The 17,216-nt window shown below is 45.6% G+C and carries 11 protein-coding genes and 1 pseudogene; 3 read left to right on the top strand and 9 right to left on the bottom strand.

Annotated elements, in window-relative coordinates:
* From RH89_RS03000 to cra, 4 genes are all read right to left on the bottom strand, one after another.
* The coding region (locus RH89_RS03000) for an FAD-dependent oxidoreductase (RefSeq protein ID WP_004398564.1) at window positions 1-493 on the bottom strand (493 nt) is incomplete at its 3' end.
* 180 nt (window positions 494-673) lie between these two features.
* Entirely contained in the window at window positions 674-4,054 is a 3,381-nt protein-coding gene (locus RH89_RS03005) for a methyl-accepting chemotaxis protein (protein WP_004398567.1), read from the bottom strand.
* Window positions 4,055-4,519: 465 nt separating this feature from the next.
* Window positions 4,520-6,952, bottom strand: coding sequence for a M85 family metallopeptidase (locus RH89_RS03010; RefSeq protein ID WP_158091111.1), 2,433 nt, complete (start codon window positions 6,950-6,952; stop codon window positions 4,520-4,522).
* Window positions 6,953-7,790: 838 nt separating this feature from the next.
* Window positions 7,791-8,771, bottom strand: a complete 981-nt coding sequence (gene cra, locus RH89_RS03015; protein WP_004398570.1) for a catabolite repressor/activator — start codon at window positions 8,769-8,771, stop codon at window positions 7,791-7,793.
* Between the two features lie 236 nt (window positions 8,772-9,007).
* On the opposite strand from cra, the gene fruB reads away from it, so the two are divergent.
* From fruB to fruA, 3 genes are read left to right on the top strand one after another with little or no spacing between them, the layout of a single operon-like run.
* Entirely contained in the window at window positions 9,008-10,153 is a 1,146-nt protein-coding gene (fruB, locus tag RH89_RS03020) for a fused PTS fructose transporter subunit IIA/HPr protein (protein ID WP_004398573.1), read from the top strand.
* A 3-nt stretch (window positions 10,154-10,156) separates the two neighbouring features.
* Window positions 10,157-11,104, top strand: coding sequence for a 1-phosphofructokinase (gene pfkB / locus RH89_RS03025; protein ID WP_004398574.1), 948 nt, complete (start codon window positions 10,157-10,159; stop codon window positions 11,102-11,104).
* Between the two features lie 13 nt (window positions 11,105-11,117).
* Window positions 11,118-12,857: a PTS fructose transporter subunit IIBC gene (gene fruA, locus RH89_RS03030; RefSeq protein WP_004398576.1), complete on the top strand. Its 1,740-nt coding sequence runs from the start codon at window positions 11,118-11,120 to the stop codon at window positions 12,855-12,857.
* A gap of 51 nt (window positions 12,858-12,908) precedes the next feature.
* On the opposite strand, the pseudogene RH89_RS30640 reads toward fruA, so the two are convergent.
* The 5 genes and pseudogenes from RH89_RS30640 to RH89_RS03050 form a co-directional block, all read right to left on the bottom strand.
* Window positions 12,909-12,977, bottom strand: a pseudogene (locus RH89_RS30640) (GlyGly-CTERM sorting domain-containing protein); the annotation flags it as partial.
* Between the two features lie 25 nt (window positions 12,978-13,002).
* Window positions 13,003-13,899, bottom strand: a complete 897-nt coding sequence (locus tag RH89_RS03035) for a S1 family peptidase (RefSeq protein WP_004398577.1) — start codon at window positions 13,897-13,899, stop codon at window positions 13,003-13,005.
* A 222-nt stretch (window positions 13,900-14,121) separates the two neighbouring features.
* Complete coding sequence (locus RH89_RS03040) at window positions 14,122-15,174, bottom strand: trypsin-like serine protease (RefSeq protein WP_004398579.1); 1,053 nt, start codon at window positions 15,172-15,174, stop codon at window positions 14,122-14,124.
* A 199-nt stretch (window positions 15,175-15,373) separates the two neighbouring features.
* A complete protein-coding gene (locus tag RH89_RS03045) occupies window positions 15,374-16,336 on the bottom strand; it encodes a S1 family peptidase (RefSeq protein WP_004398580.1) in 963 nt (320 codons plus the stop codon).
* Between the two features lie 192 nt (window positions 16,337-16,528).
* Window positions 16,529-17,216: glycine cleavage T C-terminal barrel domain-containing protein (locus RH89_RS03050; RefSeq protein ID WP_038144767.1), on the bottom strand; the 688-nt coding region annotated here is incomplete at its 5' end.

The raw sequence follows: 17,216 nt of genomic DNA on the forward strand, positions 1-17,216 counted from the left end.
GAGCTTTTCTCTCAACGGCATGTTTTGCTTCTTCCAAAGCTTGACTGCTTTGATACGCCACCAGCTTACCCGATTGACGAAAGCTGAATTCTATATCTGACTCTTTTCGTAGCGATTCCATCGATTCTCTTGAAAAAAGCGATAAGCGGAAAAGCTGTTCGCTGTTCTTTTCTTCGTTAAAAGGCAAACCGTTGTAGAGAAAGCGAGCGCCCCAGATATTGAGGTCCATCGAGAGTTGCCACTGAAATTTCAAAGCGGCATCCTGACCTGCAAGCACCGATGGAATTTTCTTAATTAGCCCAGGTGAAGACATCGCATCCACAAAGCTATAGCTGAGTTGTGCGCCATTTGCGTGGCTGGTACCCAATGCGACATCAGGCTCTTTTTCCAGCAATGTGACCTTATAGCCATGCTTAAGCAGTTCGTAAGCTGACGTCAAGCCGACGACCCCACCACCAATTATGATCACGTGTTCTTGCTGTTTCTGAGCCATGTAAATTCATCCTGTACCTGTCACCAATTCCTACTTTCTTTTTAACAATTAGCGCAATAAATCAACAGCTAATTTTTCAAACAAATGTGAGACAGACATAAAATGGGTAACCCGTTCGCAACCCACCCTTCAGACATAAAAAAACCTCCGAAGATTCGGAGGTTTTTATTGAGCGTGGGGTTAGCCCAGTTTAAGTATCTGCGCTTTGCCACCCTGAACGCCATTCAACCTGAAAAAGTCCATCGTCTTGTTCATGTTGTTGGCTTGTTGCGCCATCGACTCACCCGCTGCGGACGCTTCCTCAACCAAGGCAGCGTTTTGCTGAGTCATTTGGTCCATCTGGACAATTGCCGTATTCACCTGACCAATGCCTTCACTTTGCTCTCTGGCTGAGTCTGTGATTTCTTGCATCATTGCGCTTACCTTGGAGACTGAATCGACAATCTCTTTCAGAGTTTCACCAGACTGATTTACCAGTTCGGTTCCCTCTTCAACCTTGGTCTGGCTATCACGAATCAGATCTTTGATTTCACGAGCTGCTTGAGAGGAACGCTGTGCCAGATTGCGAACTTCACCCGCGACGACAGCAAATCCGCGACCTTGCTCGCCTGCTCTTGCCGCTTCAACCGCTGCGTTAAGTGCAAGTAGATTGGTCTGGAATGCTATTTCGTCGATAACACCAATGATTTCAGAAATCTCTTTACTGGAACTGTTGATTTCCTTCATGGCTGAAACAGCCTGGTCGACAACTTTACCGCCCTTCTCAGCCTGAATTTCCGCCTCTTTCGACAGCTCATTGGCGTTTTCAGCACGTTCCGAGCTCTGTTTCACCGTACCCATCATTTGTTCCATGCTGGCAGAGGTTTCTTCAAGGCTCGACGCCTGTGCTTCGGTTCTCTGACTTAAGTCGGTATTACCCTGAGCTATCTCATTAGCTCCCTGAGCGACCGCATTGGCAGAGGATCGAATGCTGCTAATGACTTCTGTCAGTTTTTCAGCCGTCGCATTGGTGTCTTCTTTGAGCTTACCGAAGCTGCCGTCATAGTCGTTGGTAATGCGTGATGTCAGATCCCCTTTCGCCATGGCTCCTAGGGTATTCATTACATCGTTCATCGCCACTTCTACCGTACTGACCAGATCGTTCAGACCCATACTCAGATTACCAAAGAAACCTTCTTTACCTTCGATATTGATTTTCTTGCTCAAGTCTCCGTTTGAAGCCGCCATTACAATATCGTCTATCTCTTTCTCGATATTGACTTCAGCGGTACGGTCTACCCATTCAACCACCGTACCTATGCGCTTGCTGTCTACAACAATAGGGTTGGAAGTCAGGGCGAATACACGATTACCAATCTCTTCGATGGTTCTATCGGTTCCGTTCAGCTCAGCGAGCACACCGCGTTGCTGAATTGGGTTTTTGAAGAACTTCGCAACGTCACAATCGGTCAGTTTCTCTGCGCTGAATTCTGGGATCTGCTGACGAATGTCTGATTCCGCGCTGCGCATCATCTCTTCTAGTGCTTTATTGGCGTAGATAACTTTCAGCTCTGGATCGGCAATCATTACGTTGCCAGAAACGCTGTCTAGCGCATATTTCACACGAGCATTTTCAGACGCCACACGTGCTTTTTCCCTTTCTTCTGCCAGCCATTCCGTGCGGTCATCCCACTCGAAAACAGTACCGACACGTTCACCTTTCACAGAAACTGGGTTTGCCACAACGGCAAATGTATGACCGCCGACAACAATTTCTTTTTCAAATGTGCCACTGAGCTTATCCAGACTTTTCAGATCACCCGATAGTGCTTTGAAATAAGTATCCACTTTATTGCCTGCGATACTTTTCGCCTGAAAATCACGTACATCCTGACGAATATCACCTTCTGCCAGTTGCATCATTTTGCTGATGGCATCATTCATGTAGATGACTTTATAGTTGGTATCCACAATCATGACTTTGCCAGACGACCCGTCCAGCGCGTATTTCACCCGAGCATTTTCCGATGCCACGCGTGCTTTTTCCTGCTCCTCAGCCAACCATTCGGTTTTGTCTTCCCACTCAACCACGGTACCCACACGTTGGTTGTCTACAACCACAGGGCTTGCGACCAGTGCAAAGGTTCGACCGCCCAACACCAATTCATCTTTAAAGGTTTGTGTAAGCCCATCTAACATCGGCTTCTTAGCGCCAAAGTACTGGAAGTAACGATCGATTGGATTATTCATTAATCCCTGATGACTGAAATCAGGCACTTCGGAGCGAATGTTTTGCTCTGCCTGTTTCATCATGCCAAGAATCGATTCGTTCATATAAATGACGTTGTAATTTCGATCCGCAATCATCACATTGGAACTGGCATTATCCAGAGCATTTTTAATTCGGGCATTCACACTGGCGATCTTACGTTCTTCCTCTTCTTTATCACGCCCAACTCTGAGGCTGTCGCGCATTTTCAGCATGGAATAGAACACACCTTCCGGTTCCCGCTCGTCGTATTTTTCATCCAGCTCGCCACGAGAAATTGCGTTGGCAATCTGTTCGAGTTCACTTGGGTCTTTACCCAACTGCCTCATCACAACATTGGTAAGCATGTACACAACCCCAATACTCACCACAATGGCGACAACAAATACAGCAAGGATGGTCGACACAGCGCTTTCGTTTTTATCACGCAACTCTGGTCCTAGCAGATCCTGATCCGCTTTTACGGACAACTTCAACTCTTCAACTAAAGCAGCAAACTGTGGACCGATTACGTCCAAGGTATTGGCGACTTTGTCATTTCTGTCGACGATGATATCAACCACACTCTGAAACGCCGTCATGTACTCTTTTTCCATGCTCGACAGTTGGTTTATCAAAGCCAGATCTGAAGCGTTATCGATGAGCGTTTTGACTTCCTGCATCTCTTTGTCAAAGCCGCTGAATTCGGAGCGGACTCTATCGGCCGCCGAAGTTTCATTGCTTTCTAAGTATTTGATGACATACAAGCGACCAAGCAGTAGGTTCCGCATCGCCAAACCGGTTCGGTAAGCAAGTTCAGAATTGTTATTCTCTGAAGCACTTAGCATTAACGCGGTCAGGCTTTTCTCCATTTGAGGACCACGCACGTTCAAGACGCCATTCACCAGTTCGTCGCGCTCGACGCGATAACGCTTAATGATTTCAAATGTGCCGCCATAACTGTGAATTTCTTCATTCAACAGCTTAACCATCTCTGCCCTTTCGGGTTTGTTGATTTCTTTGTCTGCGACTTTCAGCAGATTTTCTACTTCTTTGAAGTAGTCGTCGTACTGATTAATGTCTTTCTGGCTGCCAGTCAGAAGAAAGTCTTTCACGTTCATTCTAACCATTAGCATGTTGGATTGAAGGATACCAGCGAGGTTGCTGTCTCTTGCTAGTTCCCGGTAGTTTTTAAAGCCATCTGACGCTGTTGTTAAAGCCAAGTAAGAGGTAAGCCCAATGACGGCCAAAGTAATCAGTACTGCACCAAATGCAGCGATTAGCTTGGCTTTGAGCGTCTTCAACAACGGCAACGATCTTGTTGATTTTGCCATTATGATTTTCCCTATTTCGTTGTTGGGATAGGAATCCTCGCGGATTAGGGAAAGTATAGAACCTAAATTACGAAGCAAATCACATCGCTATAAATGGCATATGGGAGCTTTGTAAAGGCAGAAGAGATTGAATAAGAAAGAAAAAATACGCTCAGTGCAAGGTCGGAAGGGTTAGTGCAATCGAATAACTTATAAAATCCTCTACAAAATTTTTCTTTTATTATCGGCTCGTAGTGAGAACCAGATCACTTTATATGCAAATGATTCTCACTTTTCTGCTCCAATTCGAGACAACAGGTCGCTAGAAATACCAGTTAGAACTGATTGTTGCTTCGGACTTCACCCCAATTAGACAATCAAACTGGCAGTTCTGACCGTTGCCCTAAATGGAAAGAGCAGGAGTATGGGTTACACACTTCCTGCTCTGATATCCACTCAGAGTTACTAGAACTCAGGTGATCGCCACTAAGGTTGCAATAGCGGGGCTGGCGGATACTGGTCCGTTTGGATCAGTTGTTTCGCAGTGCCTCTTTGTTTTGCTACTTTATCAATACGTTTCATAAGAGCGGCTCTATCTGGTACACGTTCTATCAGGTCGACCAAAGCAAGGTGATCTCTTTGCTTTATCCATGCCTCACGTTCAGGCTGGAAGTAGTTGGCAAAATCAGGAATGTTGTTTTTCCCCATTTCAGCCATCACTTTGCGAGCTAAGAGCTCCGTTGGTCCAAGGCGATTTTCACTCGCCGAAGATGGATCTTTAGCATCAGTTAATACATGCATAATTTCGTGGATTAACCCAAGCTGCCAATGCTCGTAGCGAGGTGTATCCGGTGCGGGTGCAGCGCCGACTTTAATCAATGGTGTACCGTCAGGCGTTTCCGCGAATTGCATGTGCACATAGATCGGTGAGTTTTGTGGATCATTAACGCCCAAAATATGCTCTGCTGTGACATTTCTTAACGAACCGAAGGTATCTTCAGCAGCATCAGTCAACTCGTATTCACTTTCATACAAAATGCTTTCTAGCGGATCGTAATTTCGCTGTTTACTGAATGATATTGCGTGCTGAAAAGTTTCAGACAAATGCAACGCTTCATGGACAGTTCGCTCAATCGAATCTGCGGTGTATCTGTCTATGAGTCTTCGATAGCTATCACGAATACCTAAAGACACATTGTCCTCAATCTGTACTCGAGAAGGGTAATCAAGCGCATCCTGCGAACCCATTGCAGTCACATGTTCAACATAAGAATCAAGGAACTTATTCATCCCTCCTTTTAACCCATGCCTGGTAATGCCATAGAATTCACCTTCGATATCCAGAGGGAAAAACTCATAACCAGGGTTATTATTCATCTCTAGTTTAGGTCGTCCTGCGACACTGATTTCCCGAGCAGGGAAAATAAACACTTCCCCTTGATGCATAACACGCACAAATTTGTGTCGCACCCCGTCGAAACGAGCATACTCACCGTTAGGTTCGATATTGGCTTCCGGTGTCGTCAGTTTGCGTAGGTGAGTATTAAATGTGTCAGCGTCAACTTGCGGTTGTCCTGTATTTATTTCTTGCACAGGCTTATATAGAGTTTGCATCTCTATCGCTTCAGCGGCTTGAACATCATAAAATGCTTCTGGGGTCCTGACCCCGGTATACACTTCATTTGCTTGTTCATGCATCTTTCCGCGAAGGTGCGCCACCTGATAAAATGTACCCATAACAACTGCATCAAAAATCAAATCTTTGTTGTTTGTTACAGCGCCTCTAATTCCCTGAACAGTCGCGAAGATTGGTGCTCCTGTTCCCAAGTCAAGTGCTCCCAATCCAGCAGAAATCATCATTTCTCTGCCCTGATCATGCTCACCAATGGAATATCTAAATAACCCTTCACCAGCAAGCTCGACCTCGGCGACTGGGAACCCGGTGACGATATCAGCAACCTGAAGAGCACCATGCAAAATCTCAAAAATGCCTTGATTTGTGTGTCCATCAGCCAAGTCCCAAACGCCATCAACAATCCCACCGAGAATTGGGATATGTGCCAAGGCACGTTTCCAAAGGCTACTAGTAAACTCGTACTGGTTAACAACGGTATCGTCATTTAGCTGTCGGTAGACATCAAAATACATCTGGTAAAGCCTTGCCAGATATCGCGGTTCAATTCTCTTACCGCGATAGCTTTCAGGAATAGTTATACCATCCGCTGACTCAGCGGAGTGACCACCGAATTCAAAAAGCCTATGCCAACTGATGTGGTGGATATTGTCTTTTGCAGGTCCGTATAGAGTCCAACTAATTAGATTAGCATCCGGATGCTTGTCATAAAGAGACTGATGACCACGCTGCAGCCCTAACAGGTTTTCTAAGTCCCAGACATCAATCTTATCCTCTTGAAGTAACTGATTGACTTCATCAACAAACTGCTGCTTCAGCGTGTCAAAAGCAATGTTAGAAAACTCTGGAGAAGCCAGGAATTCATTGAATTTTTTATCGAATTCAGTCTGTAATTCTGGATATTGACCGCTGCTAGTGAAGGTATATAAGTTCTCACGAATATGAAGCGGAATTGAAGGAATCGTTACCAGACCAAACCCTAATGGAGAGTTGCCGTTTTTCCAGTCTAGGTAAGGTAAGATGTCTTTTTTGTAAAGCTGAACCAAAGTAGCATGCCCTTGGGAGATAGGCCCTTTATCGTCTGGTGCCGCAGAGCCTGTCGGGCTTCCCGGAGAACTGCTTTGTTCATCAAAGAAATACTCGTATTGCGTTTCTAATACATCCTGGATTTGCTGTTCAGAAGGGATTTCCACGCCATAGAATCGTTTGGCAACAATTTCCGCTGCGACGTGATCAATAGAAACGTGCCTAGGTATACTGAGGTATTTGGTGTGTAAGCTCTGCATTGCAGATAATTTATCTTTCGCATGAGCGATACAATGATTATGAGGAAAATTATTTACTGAGGAACTCTGAGAAATATGAGTTTTACAATACTGTTCCGCATAAGAAACAGGATCAACTTGGGCTTGAGAATAAAAAGCACTTGTGGAAGCCAGAAGGAATATCCCAGAAGAAAGGAACATAGGCTTAACAATGTTATTGAATTTAAATTGTGACGAAAAGCTATCAAACACAATAGACTCCTTTATTGTTATTTCATAGTCACCAAAGGAATGCAATCCATATGAGGGCACAAAACCAACCAAACATAGCAACGCTAATTTGTTGAAATTTAAAAGCCAACCCATGCAGAAAACATCAGTTTATTTATGTAAATCATTAATAACTTACAAATAACATTGATTGTTAATTAGATACCTTTATAAAGTAAAAGCCTACAACCATGTGTTATTTGCCGTAATTAAGTATTGGTAGGAAACCGTTATAATTTATTTTTTAATTTGAAATCCTCTTATTTAAACTTTATTGATAATTATATTTACACGATTTTATAAAATCAAAGTCAATTAAATGTAAAAGCCAGATGTTTTTTTTGATTGCAGCTCACACAATTTCCATTTCGTACAATTAAAAAGGTGTATTAGTTAAATCTTTCCTTTGGAATCATATGGTATTTAACACACATTAATCCGAAATGGCATATAAATAGATTTAATATAAAGAGGCTTTAGATAAACGAAGAAACAAAATGGGCAGCTAAATTATGCTGCCCATGTATCCTGTCGGTTGACCTTAGATAAAAGTATTCGACCTACTGGTGGTATAATAATTAATATGCCGTCACTTGCGAACCACCAGCTTTCGGTGAACCAGCTCTAATCCGGGTTTGTATCTCTTGGCGGACGCATTGATGCCCATTTCCATTGCGTGGTCGGCAATCAACTCAAATTGTTGGGGTAAGGAATTTACTTTGATAGGCAGAAAATCCAAAAGACGGTTATCGCCAAATGTCGCCAGCTTAATCTTATTGAGTAGTTCAGGCGTTTCCAGCAGACCATCCAGAATGCCTTCTAATAACGTGTAAGAAGTCACAACGATCGCGTCAGGGACTGTGTTTTCTTCCACCCATTTATCAAACAACCTTCTGCCGTTTTCTCTGTCGAAATGATTGCCATAGGTCTTATGAATCTGGCATTCAAAGTCTTTCAATGCTTCCAGAAAGCCAAATTCACGTTCTTTAGAGACGTTCAGTTCTGGCATTGCCCCTAATAGCCCGATAGATTTTACCGATTTAGACATAATGGACTGGGTTAGAGACTTAGCCCCCTCAAAGTCCTCACTGATGACGCAGGCAAAATGCTCGTCATCTAACGCACGGTCTATTGCAATAACTGGCGTACCACTTTGCTGAATCGCATGATAATAGTCCGAACCATCCGTCATTGCGCTGGCAACAAACAAAGCATCAATACGGCGGCTTATCAGTGCCTGAACGACATTTTTTTCTATTTCGGAATCGTCGTCTGAACAGCCAATCAATATCTGAAAGCCAGCCTGTCGCGAGTGCGCTTCAAGCAATTTGGCGAGTCTCGCATAACTGGTGTTTTCCAGATCGGGAATCACCAGACCGAAAGATCGGCTACTGCCAGCCCTGAGTGCTGATGCTGCATGATCGGGGCGAAACTTATGCTCCTCGACGACCGCCATCACTTTCTTCTGCGTCTTTTCGCTGATTCGGTATTTCTGTGCTTTACCGTTAATCACATAGCTGGCTGTGGTTTTGGACACGCCAGCCAGTTTCGCAATTTCATCCAGTGTCATATCAAAACCTAGCTTGTGTGCGATGGATCATACTTCCGGATCCTAATGATATTTGGGAATTGAATTATAAGCTGAATCGTTTCAGTATAAAAGCTGAAAGGATTCAGCAAATCCATCAATGTGACTGAAACACCAAAACGATGTCCATTTCATTTGCTGAATTTTTTTGGAAACACTGCTGAACCGATTCAGCTTTAATTATTAGAAAGCCAGTACCCTAATGCAAAGAGGTCACCATGCTGACACTAGATAAATCCGATATCACCTTAAACTGCTCGGCTGAAAACAAGCAGCAGGCGATATTGCTCATTGGCGAAGCCCTGACTGAAAAAGGGTTGGTCAGTTCCAATTACGTAGAAGGGATGAAAGTAAGGGAGGCTCAGGCGTCTACTTTTCTGGGCAACGGAATTGCGATTCCTCACGGCACCACAGACACCAGAACCTTAGTAACAAAAACAGGCGTGAGTATCCATCACTTCCCGAATGGCGTTGACTGGGGAGAAGGCAATACGGTCTACCTAGCGATAGGTATTGCAGCCAAGTCTGATGAGCACCTCTCCATCTTGAAACAGTTAACAAAAGTACTCTCTGCTGATGGTGTGGAACAGCGACTAAAAAACGCCGCCTCTCAGGAAAGTATTATACAAATCCTCAATGGCGAGTCCGCCGATCATCAGGTTTTGACCGAGGCATCCGTCCTTACCGGCTTCCCTGCCACCGAAATGATGCAACTGAAAGCCGTATCAGCAGGGCTAATCAATTGCCATCAGCAAAATCAGCACGCCATCGCAAGCCTTATCTCACGCACTCCAACTCATTTAGGCAAAGGACTTTGGTTGGTCAGCACCAATGAGCAGGTCGAACACACTAGCGTGTCTTTTGTTTCGGTCAGTGAACCGTTTGAGTTTGACCACCAAAGCGTAAAAGCCATGATTGCGTTTGCCGCCAAGGACGATGCCCACCTCCCCTATCTGACACGTCTTCAACAGCTTATTGAGAGTAACGATGTAGAGCGTCTTGTAAACGCAAACAAAGACGACGTTATCGCGCTACTGTCTTCTGAACAAAATCAACCTTCCTTCCCAGAGCAGGCGGCTGATACTGACGGTGTTGAAGGTACTTTCTCCATTAAAAACGAACACGGTTTACACGCCAGACCGGGCGCAATGCTGGTAGCGGAAGCCAAGAAATTCGACGCCAATATCAAGGTCACCAACCTAAATGGTGATGGGCAGTCAGCCAATGCTAAAAGCCTGATGAAAGTCATTGCGCTGGGCGTTAAACGTGGGCATGAACTTAAATTCATCGCTCAGGGTGAAGACGCACAACAGGCGATAGATGCCATCAGTCAGGCGATTGCTTCAGGTTTAGGAGAAGGGTAAGCCATGAAAAAAGTCGTAACCATCACCCTGAACCCTGCACTGGATCTCACGGGTTCTCTTAACGCTCTCAACCAAGGTGGTGTCAGCCTGGTCGAGCAGAGCAGCTTTCATGCAGCGGGAAAAGGCGTGAACGTTGCACAGGTACTTCGGGATCTGGGCGCGGAAGTTGCGGTAACGGGCTTTCTTGGTAGAGACAATCAGGAAATGTTCTGCCAACTGTTTGAGAAAATTGGCGCAAAAGATCACTTTGTTCGCGTAGACGGTGCAACCAGAATCAACGTAAAGCTTGTGGAAAGTGACGATCGGGTCAGCGATATAAACTTCCCCGGTGTGTCCGTTTCATCGTCTGATAAGCAGAAGTTCGAGCAAAAACTGAAAGAGTTATCACAGGAATACGATGTGTTTGTCCTCGCGGGTAGTTTGCCTGTTGGCGTTTCACCGGAAGAGTGCCAGAACTGGATTTCCATGCTTCAAGGTTCCGGCAAGCACGTGTTATTCGATAGCAGCCGGGAAGCTCTGAAAACTGGTCTTACTGCCTCGCCCTGGTTAATCAAACCCAATGAGGAAGAGCTAGGCTATCTGGTAGATAAGAAAATCGAATCGATTGAAGAGTGCCTTGATGCTGCCGCTTATCTTGACCAGTTTGCGATTCCCAACCTCGTTATTTCCCTTGGTGCAGAGGGCGTGCTCTGGAAAAAAGAGCAACGCTGGCTGCACGCCAAACCACCAAAAGTCGACATCGTGAGCACCGTTGGCGCCGGAGACTCTCTGGTAGCTGGAATGTGCTGGGCTCACCTGAATAAATGGGACGATAAAGATGCCCTAGCCTTTGCTACGGCTTTGTCAGCCCTTGCCGTAAGCCAGGTTGGTGTTGGCGTCACGGATATCGAAAAAGTTTCCTCCCTACAACAAACAATAAAAATAACGTCACTAACTGAAGCCATAGATTAATAAGGTCAAGAATATGAATATTTCTATCGTTACCGCTTGCCCCAGTGGTGTTGCAAACTCAATCATCGCGGCAGGGTTACTCAAAAATGCCGCGCAGCAACTCAATATCCGTGCTCACATTGAATGCCACTCCAGCGTGATGCCGGTAGACAAGCTCTCGCAAAGTGCCATCGACAGCTCCGACATTATTGTGATTGCGGGTTATCCGGGTATTGATACCCAGCGTTTTATTGGCAAAAAGGTGTATCAGGATAGCGTATCAAACGTCGCGCAAAACGCTGAAGCCTGGCTTTCCCATGCCGTTGAAAACGCAACGCTGTTGTCTGCTGATGACGCTGTTGTCGAAAAGGTTGGAAACCCATCGACAGAAAGCACCAGCAAAAATATTGTTGCGATCACTGCCTGCCCAACGGGCGTGGCTCATACTTTTATGGCGGCCGAAGCCTTAGAAGACGAAGGGAAACGCTTAGGTCACAACATCAAAGTTGAAACCCGAGGCTCGGTTGGTGCTAAAAACCAGTTAAGTGACGACGACATCGCCAATGCGGATCTTGTCATTATCGCAGCTGATATTGATGTTCCTCTGGAAAGATTCAATGGCAAACTCATGTACCGAACTACAACCGGCCCCGCATTGAAGAAGACCAAACAAGAATTCGACAATGCCTTCCAGCAAGCCACCACTTACACCCACACTGCCAAACAAGACGATAATTCGTTTAAGAAGGAGAAGACAGGGGCATACAAACACCTGATGACAGGCGTCTCTCATATGCTTCCTTTGGTCGTCGCAGGCGGTTTGGCAATTGCACTTTCATTTGTCTTCGGGATCGAGGCATTCAAAGAAGAAGGCACCTTAGCTGCCGCTTTGATGACGATTGGTGGCGGCTCTGCTTTCGCACTTATGGTTCCCATTCTTGCAGGCTTTATTGCTTTTTCCATTGCAGACAGACCGGGCCTGGCTCCCGGTTTGATTGGCGGCATGCTGGCTAGCTCTACTGGTGCGGGTTTTCTTGGTGGGATTGCAGCGGGCTTTATTGCTGGTTATTCCGCCAAGTGGCTGGCAGAAAAGGTATCCCTGCCACAATCTATGGAAGCGCTGAAACCTATTTTGATCATTCCACTTATCGCAAGCTTATTCACCGGTCTGATCATGATCTACGTCGTAGGAACCCCGGTCGCCAGTGCTATGAATGCGCTGACAGAGTTTCTGAACAACATGGGCTCCACTAACGCCGTCCTGCTTGGCATTATTTTAGGCGCTATGATGTGCTTTGACCTGGGTGGTCCGGTTAACAAAGCGGCGTATACCTTTGGGGTTGGTCTTCTGGCAACCGAAACGTATGCTCCGATGGCCGCGGTTATGGCGGCTGGTATGGTTCCGGCTTTGGGTATGGGTTTGGCAACCTTCCTGGCTAAAGATAAGTTCGATGCCAGTGAGCGAGAAGCAGGAAAAGCCTCATTTGTTCTCGGGCTGTGTTTCATTTCAGAAGGTGCTATCCCATTTGCAGCAAAAGATCCTATGCGTGTCATTCCAGCGTGCATGGCTGGTGGTGCTCTGACAGGTGCACTTTCTATGTTGTTTGGTGCTGAACTACTTGCTCCGCACGGTGGGTTATTCGTGCTACTTATCCCGAATGCAATCAGCCCAGTGCTGATGTATCTTGCAGCCATCGCGGCGGGCACAGCATTAACTGGTTTTGGTTATGTAGCGCTTAAGAAACAAGCCGAAATGAAAGCCGCTACCGCTTAAACTGAAAAAGGTGCTCAATTGAGCACCTTTCTTTATCACTTCTAACGTTGTCTATATCTCGTGTCGTCTAAACCTAAGCAACGCTAACAGCGGTACTAACCACCACGCCAAGCTACCGCCCTCTGTATCACCATTGTTTGTTGGTTCAGGCTCCGATTTTTGGAGTCACATTTTGAGAAGCAGGATCAGAGGTATTGTATTTCGGAGTTTCATTCCCCGCGAGTACACTGCTAATCCACGGAAGATAGTCCGCCACTTCAGTGAAAACACCATGAACTGAGGAAGACGGATTGCCGCATATGCTCGGTCCAAAACTCGCTATACCGATTTGAATGAACTTACCACCATCAAACCACACCAAGGGACCGCCTGAGTCCCCCTGACAGATCGCGCCATACAAACCTGTTGTAGCGCTATAACTTCCTCGGGTACAGATATGCCCACCTTTCACCGAAGCAAAAGAGGTACAACTACTGTGAGTAACGTAGTCCAGATCAACCTGAAGAAGATGATCGGATGTGTCGTAATTAGATTTGGTATTGCCGTGTCCAATGGCTTTGAACTTTGCGCCACTGACACGGTAGTTGGTGATATCCGAAGTAGAAGGCAAAGGCACAAACTGGTTTGAAGGTACTCCTACCATTTCCGATTCCAGTTCGATAATCGCAATATCGTTCTCCCATAGGTAGTAAGAACCGTCTTTGTAGTCATCACGGTAGTAGAAAGATTTCGCTTTGATTTTTTGTGCTGAGCTGAAATCTCCGTCTCGCTCAAGCTGCAATACAACCGTTGTGTATTTGTTGTAGAAATTGTCCTGCACGCAATGAGCCGCAGTCATGACATGTTTGGAATCCAGAATGGTGGCACCGCAGTAGTTGCTGTAGTAGCCATAGTCGTCTCGCCTGTCGTAATAAAGGCTCGCCATGTATGGGTAATTTGAGATATAGGCATTGCTGCCGTTGACAATGGAAGGAGACACTTGCTCAGCACCAACTACAGGCTGAGCCGTTAAGAAAACAGCAGTAAGAAACATTTTGCGCATAGAACTCTCCCCTGTAAACACCCCAAGATGTTCAAAGCTCTACTTCTAGTGTAGGAGAGATTTGTTCTATTACCCGTAAAGAATTGTAAAGCAGTCAGACGATATGAGCTAATTTATAAATAAAACGAAAGCCACTTTACAATATTTTATTCTTTAAATTCAGCCAGTAAGGATAAATTAATCAATAACTTGCCGGTATCTTGAAAAGCTCAGATCGCACCATTATTTCTTTCTGATCGTACCAGTCATGAATAAAACAGCTAACGCCAGCCAACCTAAACTGCCGCCGCTCGATTCGGTAGAATTGCTCAAACTGTATTTGCTAAGCCATTCTTTGCGAAGCGCATCGGTTGAAACTGCCTTCGGAGTTTCATTACCGTTGATAACGCTGGTTATCCAGCTCTGGTAGTCTTTCACTTCCGTATAAACCGATGTGACGCCAGAGCTCGATACCCCGCAAGTTCCGGTCACGAAACTGGCTACCCCCACCTGATATTGAATCTGAGAATTAGAGTCGGTCCAATATACTGGTCCTCCAGAGTCCCCCTGACAGGCACTGTTCAACAAACCAGAAGACGTGGTGGTGTCTTTGAAACAGATCTGTTTGTCACTCAGTTTATTTCCGTTAAAAAATGTCGCCCGACACTCCGCCTGACTCGCGACCTCAAAGTTGGTTTTTAAAAGTGGTAGATAGCCGAACTTCTGTTTACGGTCATCATTATTGCTTTGAGTATTTCCGTGCCCCACTGCGGTAAAAGCGGCACCACGTGCACTGCGATACGTTGATTCCGTGGTGTCGGTCATAGTAAGAGGGATAGATGGGAAAACGCCGGACGAAAAAGTCAGCGGTGTTTCCAGCTTTAGCACTGCAATATCATTCGGTAACAGGTCAGAATTGGCGTTTGAATAGTCGTCTGGGTAATAGATTTCGCTAACCCGAACTCTTTGTTTACTGCCAAAAGGCTGGACCTGAGTTGGAAAATCTTCTTCGTTATCAAGTTGCGGTACGACAGTAGTAAACAGACTCGTGACTGTGCTGTTATACACGCAATGCGCTGCCGTCAGAACATGATTGGCATCCAGAATACTGGCTCCACAGAAATTCCCACTGGAGTATCGTCCGTCGTATTCCAGTGAGTCTACAAATAGTGTTGCAATACTCGGGTAATCTGCACTTTTTGCCACTTCCCCATTGACAATCAAAGGCTTGATTGTCGATGCCGAGCAAACTGAGCTCGCCAATATAACGCTCGAAAATAAAATCTGTTTATGCATGAATCCGTTCTCCCCCTATTCCTATTTAAACTAAGAATACATCATTTAACATCAAATCAATGTGACATTCATACAAAAGTAAATCATCCACACTCGCTATATTTTTCAGTGTGTTATGTGTTTATTGGATTAACGAGAAAGGTTCAGGGAAATATTAGTTAAGTGGAATTGAAACGCCCCAAGTCATTGGGGCGAATATTTACTTTCTACGAGTGAAACCGAATAGGAACATGCCTAGTAAGGCGAAAATACCTATCGAACCGCCTGATGAGGTTGAACCACCAAAAAAGGCTAATCGCTTGTCATGAGTCGAGGTGAAGCTGGGCGATACTGAGCCAGCTAGCACGCTGTCAATCCAGCTTCTGTACTCATAAACGTCAGTAAACACAGTTGTCGTCTGCGGCAAGAATCCACAGGTAGAATGACCAAAACTGGTAATACCAACCTGAATGTTTTTGCTGCCGCTATTAATGTAAACCGGACCACCAGAATCCCCACTACAAGCACTATTGTATCTCTGGGTATTGGAGTTGAATGCCCCTGTTGTACAGAGCTGAGTTTGATCTATCGTTGTGTTGGTAAACGCCGACCCACATGTCGCGGCATCAACATACGTTAACTCAGTTTGCTGGAGCGTATTGCTGGTGGTTTTTGTTGAATCGTTAGTCAGACCATGACCAATCGTGACGAACGAAGTCCCCGACGCGGCGTAATTTTTGTTGGTCGGACGCTTTATTGCCACATTGTTTACATCAATGTTTCTTGGGGATTCCAGCTTAAGAATGGCAATGTCATTTTTGCTCGTGTTGCTGTTCCAACCGGGATGAATATAGATCTCGCTCACCTGATGACGAGTCACGTTGCTAGGATAGTCGGTGCGATATTGGAGCTGAGGCACCACCTTTGTAAAGAGATGAACGTCTGTTCGGTCATCCACACAGTGGGCTGCGGTAAGCACGTAGCTTTCATTGAGTGTGGTTCCACCACAGAACAATGAACCGTACTGTTGGTTATATTCAAAAGCATCGAGATACAGGTTCACGATGGACGGGAAGTTTTGGACGGACGCGTCTGTTCCATTGATGATGAAAGGGTTAACTTCACCAGAGGCAGAAACAGCGAAAGGAAGCGAAGCCAACAGGGCGGTAACTGATTTACGCATCAAGATCCCTCGAATTGGTAGATTGCTCACGAATGACTTTTAGCCATACTCATTATGTATTTAAAATATTTTCACGAATTATAGCAATTCCTGTCTTAGGTCCGATGTCACAAATGTAATTGCGTGTAAGGAAAAAACGGCTGCTCATAAGGCAGCCGTTTCTAATCATTTAATTGAGTAGCAGCGATGCCACTATCCGCGATAGTAACGCTGAGGGACAAACGGCATTTTCTCTACTGTCATTGCCAGTTTCTTACCACGTACTTCGGCGAATACTTCGGTTCCCACAGCAGCAAATTCCGTTTTCACGTAGCCCATAGAAACTGGTTTGCCCGCCGTTGGACCTGCTGTGCCACTGGTCACGATACCGATTTCATTGTCGTCAGCATCAAACAGTTTTGCACCTTCACGAACAGGAGCTTTTGTTTGACCAACCAGACCAATACGCTTACGAGTAACATTCTTAGTCGCGATTTGATCAAGAATGATATCCGCGCCCGGGAAACCACCCGCGCGTTCGCCGTCTGTACGACGCACTTTCTGAATACCCCAAAGAAGGCTAGCTTCTACTGGCGTCGTTGTTGTATCCAGGTCGTGACCGTACAGGCACAGACCACACTCAAGACGAAGTGAATCACGAGCGCCAAGACCAATCCACTCAACTTCTTCAAAATCCGTCAGCGCGCGTGCCAGTTCTTCAGCTTTGCTTTCTGAAACTGAGATTTCGTAGCCGTCTTCGCCTGTGTAACCAGAACGGCTAACCAGACACTTCTCGCCCAGAATTTCAATTTCACGTGCGTCCATAAACACCATGTCAGACACTTCTGGTGCAAGTCGTGCAAGCACAGCAGCAGCCTTAGGTCCTTGAAGTGCAAGCAGC

The organism is Vibrio nigripulchritudo ATCC 27043 (assembly GCF_000222685.1).
Classification (GTDB): domain Bacteria; phylum Pseudomonadota; class Gammaproteobacteria; order Enterobacterales; family Vibrionaceae; genus Vibrio; species Vibrio nigripulchritudo.